Annotated in this window: 14 protein-coding genes; 7 read left to right on the plus strand and 7 right to left on the minus strand. The window is 54.6% G+C overall.

Going from position 1 to position 16,444, the window contains the following annotated elements; translation table 11 throughout:
* Window positions 1–107: 107 nt before the first annotated feature.
* From soxB to HED22_RS01605, 5 genes are all read left to right on the plus strand, one after another.
* Window positions 108–1,802, plus strand: coding sequence for a thiosulfohydrolase SoxB (soxB, locus tag HED22_RS01585; protein WP_167718182.1), 1,695 nt, complete (start codon window positions 108–110; stop codon window positions 1,800–1,802).
* Between the two features lie 94 nt (window positions 1,803–1,896).
* A complete protein-coding gene (gene soxC / locus HED22_RS01590; RefSeq protein ID WP_167718184.1) occupies window positions 1,897–3,192 on the plus strand; it encodes a sulfite dehydrogenase in 1,296 nt (431 codons plus the stop codon).
* Window positions 3,176–4,288, plus strand: coding sequence for a c-type cytochrome (locus HED22_RS01595; RefSeq protein ID WP_167718186.1), 1,113 nt, complete (start codon window positions 3,176–3,178; stop codon window positions 4,286–4,288). The genes soxC and HED22_RS01595 overlap by 17 nt, the downstream gene beginning before the upstream one ends.
* Complete coding sequence (locus HED22_RS01600; protein WP_167718188.1) at window positions 4,288–4,734, plus strand: hypothetical protein; 447 nt, start codon at window positions 4,288–4,290, stop codon at window positions 4,732–4,734. Before HED22_RS01595 ends, HED22_RS01600 begins: the two co-directional genes overlap by 1 nt.
* A gap of 49 nt (window positions 4,735–4,783) precedes the next feature.
* Window positions 4,784–6,058, plus strand: a complete 1,275-nt coding sequence (locus tag HED22_RS01605) for an NAD(P)/FAD-dependent oxidoreductase (protein ID WP_167718190.1) — start codon at window positions 4,784–4,786, stop codon at window positions 6,056–6,058.
* Between the two features lie 17 nt (window positions 6,059–6,075).
* Here HED22_RS01605 and HED22_RS01610 read toward each other — a convergent pair whose 3' ends face one another.
* The 6 genes from HED22_RS01610 to HED22_RS01635 all read right to left on the minus strand — a co-directional run bounded on the left by HED22_RS01610 (window position 6,076) and on the right by HED22_RS01635 (window position 12,974).
* Window positions 6,076–7,197, minus strand: coding sequence for an AbrB family transcriptional regulator (locus HED22_RS01610; protein ID WP_167718193.1), 1,122 nt, complete (start codon window positions 7,195–7,197; stop codon window positions 6,076–6,078).
* On the minus strand, window positions 7,197–8,879 hold the full coding sequence (locus HED22_RS01615; RefSeq protein WP_167718194.1) for a methyl-accepting chemotaxis protein: 1,683 nt from the start codon (window positions 8,877–8,879) through the stop codon (window positions 7,197–7,199). The genes HED22_RS01610 and HED22_RS01615 overlap by 1 nt, the downstream gene beginning before the upstream one ends.
* Window positions 8,880–8,912: 33 nt before the next feature.
* Entirely contained in the window at window positions 8,913–10,451 is a 1,539-nt protein-coding gene (locus HED22_RS01620) for a tripartite tricarboxylate transporter permease (protein WP_167718196.1), read from the minus strand.
* Window positions 10,444–10,932 (minus strand): tripartite tricarboxylate transporter TctB family protein, encoded by a 489-nt coding sequence (locus HED22_RS01625; RefSeq protein WP_167718198.1) that lies wholly within the window; start codon window positions 10,930–10,932, stop codon window positions 10,444–10,446. The genes HED22_RS01620 and HED22_RS01625 overlap by 8 nt, the downstream gene beginning before the upstream one ends.
* A gap of 45 nt (window positions 10,933–10,977) precedes the next feature.
* Window positions 10,978–11,976 (minus strand): tripartite tricarboxylate transporter substrate binding protein, encoded by a 999-nt coding sequence (locus HED22_RS01630; protein ID WP_175581082.1) that lies wholly within the window; start codon window positions 11,974–11,976, stop codon window positions 10,978–10,980.
* A gap of 317 nt (window positions 11,977–12,293) precedes the next feature.
* Window positions 12,294–12,974 carry an IclR family transcriptional regulator gene (locus tag HED22_RS01635; RefSeq protein ID WP_167718200.1) on the minus strand — a complete coding sequence of 227 codons (681 nt, stop codon included), beginning with the start codon at window positions 12,972–12,974 and terminating at the stop codon, window positions 12,294–12,296.
* 119 nt (window positions 12,975–13,093) lie between these two features.
* Between HED22_RS01635 and HED22_RS01640 the strand changes: the two genes are divergently transcribed.
* Both HED22_RS01640 and HED22_RS01645 read left to right on the plus strand, forming a co-directional pair.
* Window positions 13,094–14,311 carry a CaiB/BaiF CoA-transferase family protein gene (locus HED22_RS01640; RefSeq protein ID WP_167718202.1) on the plus strand — a complete coding sequence of 406 codons (1,218 nt, stop codon included), beginning with the start codon at window positions 13,094–13,096 and terminating at the stop codon, window positions 14,309–14,311.
* Window positions 14,308–15,153, plus strand: a complete 846-nt coding sequence (locus tag HED22_RS01645) for a citryl-CoA lyase (protein ID WP_167718204.1) — start codon at window positions 14,308–14,310, stop codon at window positions 15,151–15,153. The genes HED22_RS01640 and HED22_RS01645 overlap by 4 nt, the downstream gene beginning before the upstream one ends.
* Before the next feature lie 28 nt (window positions 15,154–15,181).
* On the opposite strand, the gene HED22_RS01650 is transcribed toward HED22_RS01645, so the two are convergent.
* Window positions 15,182–16,258, minus strand: coding sequence for an ABC transporter substrate-binding protein (locus HED22_RS01650; RefSeq protein WP_254869660.1), 1,077 nt, complete (start codon window positions 16,256–16,258; stop codon window positions 15,182–15,184).
* Window positions 16,259–16,444: the final 186 nt, after the last annotated feature.

Genomic DNA, 16,444 nt, shown 5'->3' on the forward strand with positions numbered 1-16,444 from the left:
CTAAAGGGGTGATTGGATTATCCTCCCGGTTGCCCCGCCCTTTTTTTCCTTTAAATGCCTCGGCCGTGCTGCCGAATAGGTGAATATTGCCCGGAGGCCACCAATAAATGTTTTCGCGCCGTGAGTTTTTGCAATGGGCTGCTGTGACCACCGCAGCGACCGGCTATATGGGCAGTTTGACCCGTGTGGCTGCTCAACAGCGTCTGACACAGGACGATCTTTTGAATTTTGACAGCAAAGGTACGATCACACTTTTGCATTTCACAGATGTTCATGCGCAGTTAAAGCCAATCTATTTCCGCCCGCCATCCGAAAACTACGGCGTCGGGGCGTTCGAAGGTATTCCGCCCCATCTCGTTGGTGAAGAATTTCTGTCCCACTTTGGCCTGAAGCGCGGCAGTGCATTGGCCTATGCGCATACCATGGTCGATTATGTTGACATGGCGCGGACCTATGGCCGCCTTGGCGGTCTTGATCGGACCGCGACACTGGTCAAGGCGATCCGCGCAGAGCGGGGGGACAGTAACGTTCTGTTCCTTGATGGTGGCGATACCTGGCAGGGATCCTATACGTCGCTCAAGACAAACGGGCAGGACATGGTCGATTGCATGAAGCTGCTCAAGCCTGATGCGATGGTTGGCCACTGGGAATTCACCTTTGGTGAGGATAGGGTCAACGAGATCGTTGATGATCTCGGTTATCCTTTCCTGGCCAGCAATATCTTTGACAATGAATGGGATGAACCGGTTTTCGAACATACCGCATTCTATGAAACCGGCGGACACAAAGTGGCTGTAATCGGGCAAGCCATGCCATATACCCCGATTGCCAATCCGCGCTGGATGATCCCGAACTGGTCGTTTGGCATTCGCCCCGAGGTGATTCAGGCCAACGTCGATGCCGCCCGTGCAGCCGGTGCTGCTGTGGTCGTCTTGTTGTCGCATAACGGGTTTGACGTTGACCAGAAACTGGCAACCGTTGTGAACGGCATTGATGTCATCCTGACAGGTCACACCCATGATGCCGTGCCCGAGGCCATCAAGATCGGCAACACGTTGCTTTTGTCATCGGGGTCGCATGGCAAGTATCTGGGGCGTGTTGACCTGGAAGTTAAAGATGGCCGGGTAACTGATTATAATTCCGCACTTATTCCGGTATTCGCGGATGTGATTGATCCCGACCCGGAAATGGCCGCCAAGATTGACGAGGTCCGAGCACCTTACGAGGCCGAGTGCAATCGGGTTCTGGGTAAAACATCGGGTCTGCTATATCGCCGCGGGAACTTCAACGGCACCTGGGATGATCTGATTTGTCAGGGGATCATGGAAGAACGCGATGCCGAATTGGCACTCAGCCCGGGATTCCGATGGGGTACGACGTTGCTTCCGGGTGACGATATCACGATTGATGATCTCTATACCCAGACCAGCATGAATTACCCGTCAGTTTATCGTCTGGAATTCACCGGTACACAGATCAAGGAAATCCTCGAGGACGTTTGTGACAACCTGTTTAACAAGGATCCGTTCTTCCAGCAGGGTGGTGACATGGTTCGCGTGGGAGGCATGGCTTATAGCTGCGCACCCAAGGAAAGCATGGGTAATCGTATTTCCAATATGACCATGATCAAGACCGGCGAAGCGATTGAAGCAGATCGGAGCTATGTCGTGGCCGGTTGGGCGTCCGTCAACGAGGGCGTTGAGGGGCCGGCGGTCTACGATCTGATGGAAAACTACATCACCCGTCACAAGGTCATCGATACTCCGCGCAATGACACCGTGAAAGTGATCGGAATGGACTAGGCAAAATTACTTGTCCGGTTCCAATAACCGGGCGGGGTATTTTTCGCCTTAATATATATAAAATTTGGAATATGTAGGGAGGACACCAAGAGCCATGTCCCAACAACCAGAAAAAGATAAGAATTTTGTGCCAGCTCGGCGCAGTTTTCTTCAGGGTGGACTAACAGCCGCTGGTGGTGCGGCGGTTGCTGCAATTGGCGGCGGTGCTGCATTGGCAGCCGGAACGCCGGATCCGGCGATTACAGAACTCAAGGACTGGAACCAGTATTCCGGTCCGGGCGTGGATGCAGCGCCATATGGCGTGCCATCGCCATTTGAATCCGATGTCGTGCGTCGCAATGTGCCGTGGCTGACCGCCGATCCGATATCGTCGATCAACTTCACGCCACTGCATGAGCTTGACGGCATCATTACGCCAAACGGTCTTTGCTTCGAGCGTCATCACAGTGGGGTTGCCGAAGTCGATCCGGCAGAGCACCGCCTGATGATCAATGGACTGGTGGACAAGCCGCTTGTCTTTACCATGCAGGATCTGATGCGTTTCCCGCGCGAAAATCGGGTTTATTTCCTTGAATGTGCGGCGAACTCCGGGATGGAGTGGCGTGGTGCGCAGCTTAACGGCTGCCAGTTCACGCACGGCATGCTGCATAACGTGATGTATACCGGCGTTCGCCTGCGCACGCTGCTGGAAGAGGCAGGTGTCAAACCATCCGGGAAATGGATCCTGGCCGAAGGTGCAGATGCATCGGGTATGGGACGCTCGATCCCGATTGAAAAGGCGCTTGATGATTGCCTTGTCGCCTTCAAAATGAATGGCGAGGCCCTTCGTCCGGAGCAGGGATACCCGGTTCGTCTGTGTGTCCCGGGCTGGGAAGGCAATATGTGGGTGAAATGGTTGCGCCGGATCGAGGTCGGCGACAAACCATGGCAACTGCGCGAAGAGACGTCGAAATACACTGATCTGATGCCTGATGGTCGTGCCCGGCGCTTTACCTGGGCGATGGATGTCAAATCTGTCATCACCAATCCAAGCCCGCAGGCCCCGGTTACCCATGGCCGCGGCCATACGATCATCACTGGTGTTGCGTGGTCAGGCCACGGCAAGATCAAGCGCGTTGATGTGTCGATCGACGGCGGTCGCAATTGGCAGCATGCCCGGATTGATGGCCCAAGCCTGAGCCGTTCACTGCACCGCTTCTATTACGAATTCAACTGGGATGGATCTCCGCTTTATTTGCAATCGCGGGCGATTGACGAGCATGGCTATGTCCAGCCAACCAAAGATGCGTTGCGCGCCGCGCGAGGGGACAACTCCATCTATCACAATAATGGCATCCAGACCTGGTATCTGAAGACGAACGGAGAGGCGGAAAATGTCGAAGTTTCTTAAGTTTACCGCAAGCATCGTTCTGCTTGGCTCTGCATGGGCAACCAATGCGAACGCCCAGGACGCAGATGCCGGTGAGAAGGTTTTCCGCAAATGCGCGGCCTGTCATGCCGTGGGTGAAGGAGCCAAGAACAAAGTTGGTCCGGAACTGAACGAAATCTTCGGGCGTGTCGCGGGTTCGCACGAAGATTTTAAATATTCCAAGGCGATGATCAAAGCCGGTGAAGAAGGGCTGGTTTGGGATCACGACAGCCTGACAGAATACCTGGCCAAGCCGCGTGCTTTCGTCAAAGGCACGCGAATGGCTTTTGGCGGGCTTAAGAAAGATGACGAGATTGCCAACGTGATTGCTTATCTTGCAACTTTCTCATCAAGTGCGGAGCAGGCCGCAGCAGAACCAGCGCCTGCACCAACTGGTGCTTCGGGCGGTGACACAGCCCCAGTTGAAACGGCCCAGGCACCTGCGGCGAACGCTGCGGATGCCGTGATCCCCGAACATGGCGTTTATCATCTTGGGCGTGAAGCATTGCCTGAAGAAGTTGCTGCTTGGGACATTGATGTACGCCCCGACGGTGTCGGGTTGCCGGTTGGTAGCGGTACGGTCGCAGATGGTGGCGTTCTCTATGATGATAACTGTGCAGTGTGTCATGGTGTTTTTGGTGAAGGTGAGGGGCGCTGGCCAGTACTATCGGGTGGCTTTGGGACCCTGACAGCAGATCGACCGGTCAAAACGATCGGGTCATACTGGCCATTTGCATCAACGATCTTTGATTATGTCCATCGTGCAATGCCGTTTGGAAATGCCCGGTCGCTGGACGCAGATCAGACTTATGCAATTACCGCTTACCTGTTGTATTTGAACGATATTGTAACCGATGAAGACTTTGAGCTGTCCAATGAAACCTTTAGCGAGATTTCGTTGCCCAACGAAGAGAACTTCTATCCCGATGATCGTTTGGATGAGGCGAACTTCGACACCAATGTCGAGCCCTGCATGGAAAACTGTGGGGATGGTCCGGCCGAGATCGTGATGCGCGCGCGTATTCTTGATGTGACACCCGATGGGGATGATGAAAGTGGTGCCGGAGGGATCGATTAATGCACGACAGTCACCGGAAACATCGTGAAACGGATGGTGGTGGCGGTCTGACGGCGCACGTCTTTCGGGCGTTGGGGAACTACAAAATTTGGCTGTTTGCTGCGTGCGGGATCTTTGTGATCCCGCATTTTTCTTTTGCAGACAAAGCTGCCCAACCGCCGATACCGGATTTGCCATTGGGCGAGGCAATCGGGCAGGTGCTGGCAATGCCGGGTGACGCGGAATACGGCGCTTATCTTGCGACCGAATGTGTGACGTGTCATCAGCAACACTCTGTGAACCACGCGATCCCGGCGATCAACGGATTGCCACGCGAATACTTTGTCGAGGCAATGCTGGAATACAAATACCACCTGCGCGACAATTCAGTGATGCAGGCGATCATTGGAAGCCTCGGCATGGAAGAGCTGTCTGCGCTGGCAACCTATTTTTCGACGAAGGATTAGTAGCTGGAGTTTGTGAAACGTCGTTAACCAACGGATCAGGAACAAGAAAATGAGCAATGTCACAAGGAGAACGTTCAACAAGTTGCTTGGTGCTGGGGCAGGCGCCATGGCAATGCCGGGGCTTTTACGTGCGCAAGGCCGTAAGAATGTCGTGATTGTTGGCGGCGGTGCAGGCGGTGCGACGGTGGCACGCCATTTGGCGGAAAAGGCTGGTGGCGCAATCAATATCACCCTGATTGAGGATTCCGAAAAATACACGACGTGCTTCTTTTCAAACCTTTATCTGGGCGGGTATCGCGATTTTGCGTCGATTACGCATGGCTATGATCGCCTCGTCAATGATTACGGTATCCGCAAGATTACTGCCCGGGCCGAGGAAATTGATCGCACGGCGCAACAGGTGCGCACATCAACCGGGGAAACCATCCCCTATGACCGTTTGGTTCTGTCGCCCGGTATTGATCTGATGTTTGATAGTGTTCCGGGATATTCCCGCGAACTGGCCGAAATCGCACCCCATGCGTGGCAAGCGGGGCCACAGACGCAGTTGCTGAAATCAAAGATCGATGAACTCAAAAACGGGGATCAGGTGGTGATGGTCGCGCCACCCAACCCGTATCGCTGCCCGCCAGGCCCATATGAACGTGTTTCAATGATCGCCCATACCCTTAAATCACGCGGACTGGATGACTGTACGATCGTGGTTCTTGATCCCAAGGACAAATTCTCCAAGCAGGGACTGTTTACCGAAGGATGGGAGAAATACTATCCGGGTATGGTGGAATGGTATGGTCCCAATATCCACGGTGGCATCAAGGGGGTGGATGTTAAAGCCGGAACAGTTGAAACCGATTTTGATACCTTTAGTGGTGCCTTGCTGAACATCATCCCGGCACAGCAAGCCGGGAGTATTGCCATCAGTGCGGGCTTGTCGGATGACAGCGGGTTCTGCCCGGTGGATGCCGAAACCATGCGGTCCAAACGCGATGAAAATATCTTTGTCATCGGGGATGCGTCCATTGCAGGTGCCATGCCGAAGTCGGGATCAGCTGCCAACAGTCAGGCGAAAGTGGTCGTGATGCATCTGATGGGGGATCTCGAAGATGCGCGGGTGTTCCCGGCGCGTTACCTTAATACCTGTTGGAGCCTTGTCGAAACCAATGACGGGATCAAGGTTGGTGCGCAATATGCCAATGTTGATGGCGCAATTGCCAGCACGTCTTCCTTTATCAGTCAGCCCGATGAAAGCGCAGATATCCGCAGACAGACCTTTGAGGAATCTGTTGCCTGGTATGACGGGATCACCAAGGACATGTTTGGCTGATCAGATGATTGCCGACATTATTGCTGACGCGCGTTTTTCTTGTGCATGTGGCGCTGGAACCATTTGGCAAGGATCGGGGCAAGCAGAACGATCTCGAAAATGCGTACGATGTGGTGAAAAGCGACAAAGCTTGGCTCCACATTCAAGGCAAGCGCGATCAGCGACATCTCTGCAACCCCGCCCGGTGCGAAGGCGAGTAACACGGCAATGAAATCAAGATCAAGCCATTGCGAGACAAACCATGCGACACCACCGGTGAAGGCTAGAACGACAAGGGTCGCTACTACGGAATAGCCAGCCAGGCGAACAAGAACGGCAAGCTTTACGCCCGAAAAGCGACTGCCAATCGCCGATCCCAAAATCAACAGGCTTCCCGCCAGCAACCAGTCGGGCAGGTTGCCCTCAACCACCCCGGATACATGCAACACCATGCTGGCGGCCATCGCACCGGTCATATAGGCCGCCGGAATACGCATCTTGCGAAAGACCAGCACAGTGATCAGTGCGCAGACGGCGGTTAAAAGACCTTCGCCCAGTGTCATCTGAACCGCTTGGGCATCACCGTGTCCGTTGGCGACCACGCCCGTGATCATAAGAACAATCAGGGGCGCGGACATCACCAGCAACAAAACACGCAAGCCTTGTGTCAGGGCGATTTCCTGTTCATTGCCGCCCGCTGCGGCACCGAGAACCACCATCGGTGTCAGACCACCCGGTGTTGCGGAAAACAGGGCGGTCGCAGGATCAAGCCGTGCGATGCGCGAATAGAACCATGTAATGACAAATGTAATGATCGGTACATAGAGAAGGACGGCAATCATACTGATTGGCCAGCGCGCAGCCTGATCAAGGGTATCGGGCGTAAACGATGCGCCCAGAAAAATGCCGATAACGCCAAGAATCGCAGATCGAAACTGCATAGGAACGCCCATAGGCACCCGCATCAGGCTGGCGACAAAGGTTGTCAGCATCGGCCCCATCATCCAGGCAAGCGGCATGTTGATGAAGTGGGCAATGAGCCCGCCCACAAGGCCAATTCCCAATGCTACCGACAGGTTTCTGAAAAACTGGGGTGTCAAAACACCGGAAATTCTATTGATCCAACGGGTGTTTGATGGATCGCCCGGTGTTCTGGTCATTATGCCTGGGCCTTGTTCTTTTCGATCTGATCAAGGAAGCCATCAATCGCGTTGCGCAGTTTGGTGGCCTCGGTATCAAGCGTGCTTGTTGCGCGGGTAACATTCGCCGATCCATTGTGGACACGTGCCGTTTCGCCATCAAGTGCGCCGACTGCCTCGGCGACAGTGCGCATGCCACCATTGGCATCCTGAATGCTGTCAGAAATGCCCGCCGTGGATGCCTGCTGTTCCTCAACAGCGGCTGCAATGGCGGCGGCCGATTGATCTACCTCACCAATCACATCCGCAACGCCCTGCAAGGCATTGACAACATTATCTGTCAGACCACGAATTTCTTCGACCTGATTGGCAATGTCTTCGGTTGCACGTGCCGTCTGTGAGGCAAGGTTTTTGACCTCGCCAGCGACAACGGCAAAGCCTTTGCCAGCGTCACCGGCACGGGCCGCCTCAATGGTGGCGTTAAGGGCCAGAAGGTTGGTTTGGCTTGCGATTTCTTCGATCAGGCCGACGATGTCGCCAATGCGTTGGGTCGCATTGGTTAGCTGTTCAAACAGGGCACGCGAATGTTCGCTTTCCGAACGCGCACGTCCGGCAACTTCGGCAGATTTCTGCGCCTGTTGACCGATTTCAGCAATTGCGTCGGAAAGGCTGGCGGTTGTTTGCGAAACCGCTTCGATGTGATGCAGGACCTGTTCGGAATGCTGATTGGCATCAGCCGAGCGTGTGCTGGCAAGGGTGGCAATCTGTTCCATCTCGCTGGCCGAGCCATTCAGCGAGCCGAATTCCTGATCAAAACCAGATAGCGCTTCCTGAACAAGGCGCTGGAAATGGTTGGTTGCATCGATCAGGTTTTGCTGACGTCGGGCTTCCAGACCACGCACACGTTCGCGTTCCTGACGAAGCATTTCGGCCTCTTTGGACTGATCGCGCAGGATCGTAACTGAACGGGCAACCTTGCCGATCTCATCAGCGCGTTGGCTGCCGCGAATATTGACATCAAGGTCGCCGTTGGAAATCTGTTCGATCAGTTCGGAAAGGTCGGTCATCGGGCGGGAAATGCGGCGCGAGACGAAAACAGAAACCACTATTGCGGCCACAACCACAATCAGCGCAACAATAACAAAGACACGCTGCAACGCCTCGGCTTGCGCATAGGCATCCGAAAATGATGTGGTGGCAATATCGTGTGATTGCGCAAGGATGTCGTTAAGCGGAACCTGAAGTGCCTGGAAGGTTTCATCGGCCTGCGCGATGACCTCCAGCGCGCCATAGATGTTCATTTCGCTTTCAACAAGGAACTGGCTGACCTGTTCCATGTATTTGGCATAGTTCTGCGTGAAGGCATCACCGCCTGCAGCGGCGAGGCGTTCGGCAAGCGGAGCCAGTTCGCCTTCAAGTTTGCTGACTTCTTCGCGAAGGTCAGGAACCACGGCGGCATTGATGCCGTTGGAATCCCAAGTCAAAATTCGAAACAGCGATCCGTGCGCCTCGTTAAGCGCGTTGCTCAGTGTCAACGCATCGGATCGCCGCTCATAGGCTTCAACGCGAAGGCTGGTAAGCGTGTTCTTTTCGCTTTCCAGGGTTGCCACGGTGGCAATCCCCATGGCGATGATGACGATCATCAGGAAGACCGGCACCAACAGGGTTTTTGGACCGATCGACAGATTGTCAAGAAAGCGCATTCGAGTTTCCTTCGCGTCGCATAGAGATAGAGTTTAGATTTCGCCGTCGTTGGGAACAGCCGCCTTGCGATTGGCCAACCAGCTGCGCAGGTTGCCGATCAGCGGTGCCGACAGGAACAACAGGCTGAGCAGCAGGATAACCAGCGTAATCGGGCGCTCCCACAGGAAGGAAATCGAACCGTCACTGATAGCCAGTGCACGACGCAGGTTTTCTTCCATCATTTTGCCGAGGATGAAGCCAAGCAGCATCGGGGCCATCGGATAGTTCAGAAGACGCAGGCCAATCGCGATTGCAGCTGCGATCACCATCATGTGGATGTCCATGGTGTTAAACGTCACCAGGTAGACACCGACCAGCGAGAAGAACAGAACAAACGGAACCAGAAGCTGCTGGGGCAGGGCAAGAAGACGCGAGATATATGGGATCAGCGGCAGGTTCAAAACCAGCAGGACGATGTTGCCGATATACATCGAAATGATGACCGACCAGAATACGTCAGGCTGCTCGACAAACAGGCGCGGCCCGGGCTGAACACCATAGGAAATCAGTGCGCCCATCATCACAGCCGTCGTTCCCGAACCCGGAATGCCGAGCGTCAGTAGCGGAACGAAAGAGCCGGAACACGCGGCGTTGTTCGCAGTTTCCGGTGCAGAAAGACCGCGGATCGATCCCTTGCCAAAGCCGAGTTTTTCCTTGGCAGAAGCAATGTTGCGTTCCATGCCATAGGCTAGGAAGGATGCAATGGTTGCACCGGCACCCGGAAGAACGCCAGTAAAGAAGCCGAGAACCGAGGACCGGCCAATGACCGGGATCATGGTTTTGACCTCCTCCTTCGACAGCTTCATGGAGCCAAGGCTTTTAAGCGCCTTTTCTTCGTCTGAACGGGTGTCCTTGGTCGGACGGAGGATCGACAGAAGGGCTTCGGAAAGTGCAAAGGTCGACATGGCCAACAGCAGGAAGCTGATGCCGTCCACAAGATCCATGCTGCCAAAGGTAAAGCGAGCAACACCGGCCGCCGGGTCCGTCCCGATGGTCGACAGCATGATCCCGAACAGGGTCATGGTGATCGCCTTAAGAACCTGTCCCTTGCCAGCAAAAGCCGAAACCGCCGTCAGGCCCAGTACCATTAGCGCGAAATAATCACCTGACTGGAAGGACAGCGAAACAGACGCGAGGGCGGGGGCAGCCACCAGCAGGAAGATCGCTGCAATCGTACCACCAGAGAAAGACGAGTAGGCGGCAATGGCCAGTGCCTTGCCCGCCTGGCCTTTTTGCGCCATCGGGTAGCCGTCAAAGGCCGTCGCCACGGTTCCGGCAACGCCCGGTGCGTTGATCAGGATGGATGAGGTCGAACCGCCGAAAATTGCCCCGTAATAGACGCCAGCCATCAGAATAAGACCGGTGGACGGATCAAACCCGTAGGTGATTGGGATCATCAGGGCAATGGCGGTGATTGGGCCAAGACCGGGAAGCATTCCGATAAAGGTGCCTGCAAAACAGCCGACCGCAACCATCAACAGGTTGATCGGCATGACAGCGGTCGAAAGACCGGAGAAAATTCCCTCAAGCATCGTTTGACATCCAACCGAGATAATAGAAGAAATCGCCCGGGGTCAGGTAGATGCCCATGGCATACAGCAATCCCCAGAATGCGAGCGTGACACCAACGGCCGTCAGGATCAGTACGAGTGGGCGCCGTTCGCCAAGCGTATAGAAACCGCCCATCAGGAAGAGCGATGTGGAAATCGGAAAACCGATTTGGCGGATCGTCAGGCCGTAAAATACCATCAGGACCGCAAGAATAACGACGCGTTTCCATTTAAGGCCGCGAAACGCGTGTTCGAGGCTACCGGCCTCTTTGTTGGCCGGAAGTACCAATTGAATGAAGGAAACCACACCAAGCAACCATGCAAGGGCGTTGGGGAGGGTTCTGGCGTTGAACGGGGCATCCTCGTCGCCAAACAGCAGCGGAATGTCACCGACATAAAAGCCATAAATCAGCGCAAGGCAAAGAAATAGCAGCGCGCCAAATTTGTCGCGATTGATGGACATGGCGTGGTTTCCTTCGGAGGTCTTTTTTATTTGTGTATCAGTGGCTTATTTCAGGAAGCCAAGTTCGCGCATCAAGTCGCCTACGACCTTTTCCTGATCTTCCATGAAGGCAGAAAATTCAGCACGCGGCTTGTAGATTTTTTCCCAGCCATTGCGGGTGCGAACGGTTTCCCATTCCGGGGTCGCCTGAACGTCCTTGAGGATCGCGGCATATGCATCAGCTTTTTCAGCCGACAGAGCCGGCGAACCGAAGTAACCGCGCCAGTTGACGAATTCGGCATCAATACCGAGTTCACCAAGCGATGGTACGTCCGGAGCAGCTTCAACACGTTCGTTCGAGGTTACAGCCAGAATGCGAACCTGACCTGCCTTGGCAAGTTCAAGAAGTTCGCCCAGACCTGTGGACAGAACATCGGTTTCACCCGACAGAAGGCCTGCAATTGCTTTGCCGCCTGCGTCATAAGGGATGTATTTGACCTGCTTGGCATCGCCGCCGCCTTTCTGAACGGCATAGGCTGCAACGATGTGGTCCATACCGCCACGAACAGAACCACCACCGAACTTGACCGAAGACGGATCAGCTTTGACCGCTTCAACAACGTCGGTGAAGGATGCGTAGGGGCTGTCAGCCGGAACGGCGAATGCTGCGTATTCGGCAACAACGGCTGCAATCGGGGTCAGGTCGCGGAACGACTGCGGGAAGACACCGGTCAGCGAACGCACGATGATCGGGGTGGAGTTGACCATCAGGGTGTTGTCAAGGCGATCGGCAGCTTCGATCATGTAGGCAATGGCCTTACCGCCGCCGCCGCCAGACATGTTTTCGTAGGATGCGGTGCCAACCAGACCGGATTTGGTCAGAGCTTCACCGGTACCACGTGCCGTGCCATCCCAGCCGCCGCCTGCGCCGCCCGGAATGACGAAGTGAATTTCGTCCATTTCTGCAGCTTTGGCATCCATTGCACCAAATGCAGCAGTCGAAACAGCAACAGCCGTGGCTGCTGCGATAAATCCGCGACGCGAGAACATCGACAGTTTGTTCATCAGGGTCTCCTCCAGACACTAAAGCAATTTTCCCAGCCACCCGATTGGTGGCAGGCCGACCGCAAGGAACAAAGATTCGGCAAAGGGGAATCTGAACACCGCTTTCAGAGGGAAATGACCATCTGACCCCGGAAATTTCACCGTCCTCCCTTGCCGAATATTATTTTTGTTTGTTCCGGGCCAATTTATGACTCACGGATCGGCAGTGGCGGGACGGTAACAGGGAAACCTGTCACCAACCTGTCATCGGCAGAAATCGGGTGAAAAAAGTTCACATGATTTATGCGCTCATGGAAAAGATAAGCTCTTGCTTGTGATCACGAAGACATGCGTTTGCCGCAATCTTCAGCCCGTGATTGCAAGGATTTCAGGCATTTCAGGCGCTTTTCCGGGCTGAAACGACTGATCGGACCAGAAAGCGCAAGCGCGCCCAGAAGGTGGTTCTGTCGATCCAGCACAGGAACGGCAATTGCGGAGATATCAGGATCACGTTCACCTTCGCTGAGCGCGAACCTGTCATCAAGAACTTGAAGCGATCTGTCATCGACACCATCGCCCCAGGCACGGATCACGTGGCCAGCCGCCCCGTACTCGCATGGCAGGATGGCGCCTTCTTCAAGGTGATGACGCAGGCTGCTTGGCGAGTTTTCACGAAACAGGCACAGGCGGTTAGGGCCTTCGGGTACATAGAAAGAGGCGGTTTCACCACATTCCGAAACCAGCATCGACAGATGCGGTCGAACGATATCATCCATGCGATATGACCGTCGGTAAATTGATCCCAGACGCCAAAGTGCCGGGCCCAGACGATAACGGCCACGCCCGGACGTCATCAGAAAACCACATGACTCCAAAGTCCCCGCCAATCTTGAGATGGTGCTTTTATACAGCCCCGTGCGCTCGGCAAGGTCCTTAAGCGACAGGTCGGTGTCCTGATCGGTGAAGGCATCAAGAATTCCCAAGGCCCGTTCGACCGCCGTAACGTTTTGTTCTGACATGGATATATCCGTTTCGGTTTTCTGTGATGTCGTCGCAAGTGTGCGAACACCATTTTGCCCAAGCTCAAAATTCTATATAATAGAACATAATTCTACCAGACAGAATTTAGGAAATATCCATGAGCGGACCAAACTCTCTTTCCGGAATCACGGTTCTGGACCTGACCAATGTATTGGCTGGGCCATTTTGTTGTCATCAGTTGGCCCATATGGGGGCCGATGTGATTAAGGTCGAAGCCCCCGGGCGCGGAGACCTTGCGCGTCAGCTTGGTGCGGATATGGAGCTAAATGAAAAGCTGATGGGCGTTTCATTCATGGCGCAAAATGCCGGAAAGCGTTCGATTACGCTGAATCTGAAGGATCCGCGCGGCAAGGATATCCTCAAGAAGCTCGTGGCCAAGGCCGATGTGTTGGTCGAAAACTTCCGTCCCGGTGTCATGGATCGTCTTGAGCTTGGCTATGATGTGCTGTCAAAGGTCAATCCGGGGCTTGTTTATTGCGCGATTTCAGGTTTTGGCCAAAGCGGCCCGATGAAGAAACTGCCTGCCTATGATCAGATTGTTCAGGGCCTGTCAGGCATCATGACGATCACGGGCGAGGAAGATACCGGCACTTATCGCGTTGGCTATCCGATGGCCGATACCATTGGCGGTATGACGGCGGCCTTTGCGATCAGTTCTGCTTTGGCAGGGCGTGCCGCGGGCAACAACGATGCCAAGGGAAGCTTCATTGATATCTCGATGCTGGAATCAGTGATCGCAACGATGGGTTGGGTCGTGTCGAACTATCTGATTGCCGGCAAGGAACCGACCGCGAATGGCAATGACAACTTCACATCATCTCCGTCCGGGGCGTTCGCCACAGCCGATGGGCAGATCAATATTGCCGCGAACAAGCAGGAGCAATTCGAAGCCCTGTGTGGTGTTCTTGGCCTTGAACCCCTGATTGATGATCCTCGATTTGTATCGCGCAAGGAACGGCTCGAAAATAGATCGGTTTTGACCGAGTTGCTTGAAGAAGTGCTGGTTACGCAGCCGACGGATGATTGGGTTGAGAAACTGAATGCTGTTGGTGTTCCGGCTGGTGCCGTACTGACCGTGCCGCAGGCCTTGGCCCTGCCGCAGATTGCGGATCGCGGGATGCTGGCGTCTTTTGAAAAGGTGCCAGGGGCTGATCGTGATATTCGCATTCTTCGCACCGGGATCAAGATGGATGGCGACGCACCTTCTGTGAATGCACCGCCGCCCGAACTGGGACAGGACAATCAGGGCATTCTGTCCTCACTCGGATTTTCCAATGATGAAATCGATAACCTTGCCAAGGAGGGCGTGCTGTGAGTTCGAAAACCGCTGAAGATGTTGAAAACGAAGTGCGCGACTGGTGGCAGACCGGCATTATTGATATGGAGCCCGGCAAAATCCACTATGGCGGTTACGCGATTGAGGACCTGATCGGCAATATCAGTTTTCCGATGATGATCTGGCTGATGACACGCGGCGAACTGCCATCCGTGCCACAGGCCAGGCTGCTTGAGGCTGCTCTTGTTTCTGCGGTTGACCACGGGCCTCAGGCGCCAAGCATCGCAATTGCGCGCATGGCTGCGACCTGTGGTGTCGGTCTCAACAATGCGATGGCCAGTGCGGTGAACGTCCTTGGTGACGTGCATGGTGGGGCAGGCGAACAAGCTGTGGCCCTTTATCATGATATCGCGGCACGCATTGATGCCGGTCAGGACATGAAAGCCGCTGTTTCAGATGGTCTTGATCATCAGATTACCGAACATGGCAAGCATATTCCGGGCTTTGGTCACCGGTTCCATCCGATCGATCCGCGGGCGCCAAGGTTGTTGGACCTCGTACGTCAAACTGCCAAAGAAGGACATGTGTCCGGCCGGTTTGGCGAGATCGCCAGCGCGGTCGAAGCGGAACTTCTGGCGCGCAAGGGCAAGCGCATTCCAATGAACATTGATGGTGCAACTGCCGTGATTTATGCCGAACTTGGATTTGCAGCGGAACTGGCGCGTGGGCTTTTCTGTCTGTCGCGGTCAGTGGGCATTCTTGCCCATGCTTGGGAGCAAACCGAGCAGGGTGGTCGAAACAAGGGGCCGATACCGCGCCGAATGATCTGGAATTATACCGGGCCGGATCGTCGTCCGGTGCCAGATGGCGCCAAGTCATAAACCGGCGTCACATATTAAGGCAGGGTGCTTATCTGCGGTTCAGCAGGGCATCCTGCCAGTGCCGCAAGAAGCGCTGACGCTTGGCTTGATCAAGATACACCAGCAGTCCGGGCCCGACCGGGAAGGATCGGACGCGTTCACCATATCGATCAAAAATCAGCGACGAAAATGTGCTGGGCGGAACGTCTGAGCGTACCGGGTTGAAGTTACCTTCATTCTGCAACACGCTTTGCCCCTTGATCGACAACATGAAATCAAGAAAGCGCGCGCCAAGATCCGGGTTGCGTGCGCCTCGCGGAATGATGGCGATCCGGGAATACACCACAATAAAATCATCTGGCAGGATGACGCCAAGGTTCGGGTTTCGCTGACTGAAGGTATCCGCGTATGACCCCAAAAGGTTATAGCCAAGCACAACTTGCCCTGACGCGATTTTCTCAAGCATCGGTGATGTGTTGGAATACAGCTTTACCTTGGCCTGACCAAGGGTGCGGACAAAGTCCCAGATGCCTGGAAAGAAGCGTTCATCCCGCGCGAGAAACAGGAAACCGACACCGCTGCGTTCGATGTCATAGGTCGTGACTTTTTCGCTGAGCAGTTCGTCGTTGTTTACGAGCAGGGAGATGAAGTCTTCACGGGTTCTGGGGGGCTCAAGACCATTGTCGCGGAAAAATGCGCGATTATAGGCAATGACAGCGGGTTCCTGTGTGACGGCAAATGCTTCGTTGCGCCAGCGGGCCCAATGGGGCAGGGCCTCGGTCTGCGGGCTTTGATGGGATGTGGCATATCCATCATTGGCCAGTTTCATCTGCAGATCCATTGAAGAGCTGACAATCAGATCCGCATTCGCCTGCCCATTGGCACGCTGACTTTGCGTCATGTCATACATCTCAAGGGTTTGCAGCTGATGATAATCGACTGCAACAAACGGGTTATCGTTTTGAAACGCTTCTATGACCGGCGCAAAGGCCTCAATATCGGCAGAGCCATAGATAATCGCCGTTGGTTGCGTATTGGTCAGAAGCGATTGTTCAGGGTCTGATGCCTGTGTCGTTTGCAAAGCCGGATATGTGAAAACCTCGGCCAAGGCAGAAGAAACTTGCATCGCGAGCGCGATGAAACATAAACCAATACAGATACGGCCCGAATTCATGCTGCAATACTCTGTGTCACGGCGGGTTATTGGCTATGGTGCGGCAAGGATGATATCGCTTGTCCTCGAATGCCTTTGCCGGGAAAATGCGTGGCACACAAAATGCCTCTGACGAGGTTTATCAGGGAAAAGTTACGC

It is taken from the genome of Thalassospira sp. HF15 (assembly GCF_011806525.1).
Lineage (GTDB): Bacteria > Pseudomonadota > Alphaproteobacteria > Rhodospirillales > Thalassospiraceae > Thalassospira.

Bases quoted from the DNA above. Each gene is read 5' to 3' on its own strand.
- soxB (WP_167718182.1), top strand. From the start codon at position 108: ATGTTTTCGCGCCGTGAGTTTTTGCAATGGGCTGCTGTGACCACCGCA.
- HED22_RS01640 (WP_167718202.1), top strand. From the start codon at position 13,094: ATGAGCGGACCAAACTCTCTTTCCGGAATCACGGTTCTGGACCTGACC.
- HED22_RS01635 (WP_167718200.1), bottom strand. From the start codon at position 12,974: ATGTCAGAACAAAACGTTACGGCGGTCGAACGGGCCTTGGGAATTCTT.
- HED22_RS01605 (WP_167718190.1), top strand. From the start codon at position 4,784: ATGAGCAATGTCACAAGGAGAACGTTCAACAAGTTGCTTGGTGCTGGG.
- HED22_RS01650 (WP_254869660.1), bottom strand. From the start codon at position 16,258: ATGCAAGTTTCTTCTGCCTTGGCCGAGGTTTTCACATATCCGGCTTTG.
- HED22_RS01630 (WP_175581082.1), bottom strand. From the start codon at position 11,976: ATGAACAAACTGTCGATGTTCTCGCGTCGCGGATTTATCGCAGCAGCC.
- HED22_RS01625 (WP_167718198.1), bottom strand. From the start codon at position 10,932: ATGTCCATCAATCGCGACAAATTTGGCGCGCTGCTATTTCTTTGCCTT.
- HED22_RS01620 (WP_167718196.1), bottom strand. From the start codon at position 10,451: ATGCTTGAGGGAATTTTCTCCGGTCTTTCGACCGCTGTCATGCCGATC.
- HED22_RS01615 (WP_167718194.1), bottom strand. From the start codon at position 8,879: ATGCGCTTTCTTGACAATCTGTCGATCGGTCCAAAAACCCTGTTGGTG.
- HED22_RS01595 (WP_167718186.1), top strand. From the start codon at position 3,176: ATGTCGAAGTTTCTTAAGTTTACCGCAAGCATCGTTCTGCTTGGCTCT.
- HED22_RS01600 (WP_167718188.1), top strand. From the start codon at position 4,288: ATGCACGACAGTCACCGGAAACATCGTGAAACGGATGGTGGTGGCGGT.
- soxC (WP_167718184.1), top strand. From the start codon at position 1,897: ATGTCCCAACAACCAGAAAAAGATAAGAATTTTGTGCCAGCTCGGCGC.
- HED22_RS01610 (WP_167718193.1), bottom strand. From the start codon at position 7,197: ATGACCAGAACACCGGGCGATCCATCAAACACCCGTTGGATCAATAGA.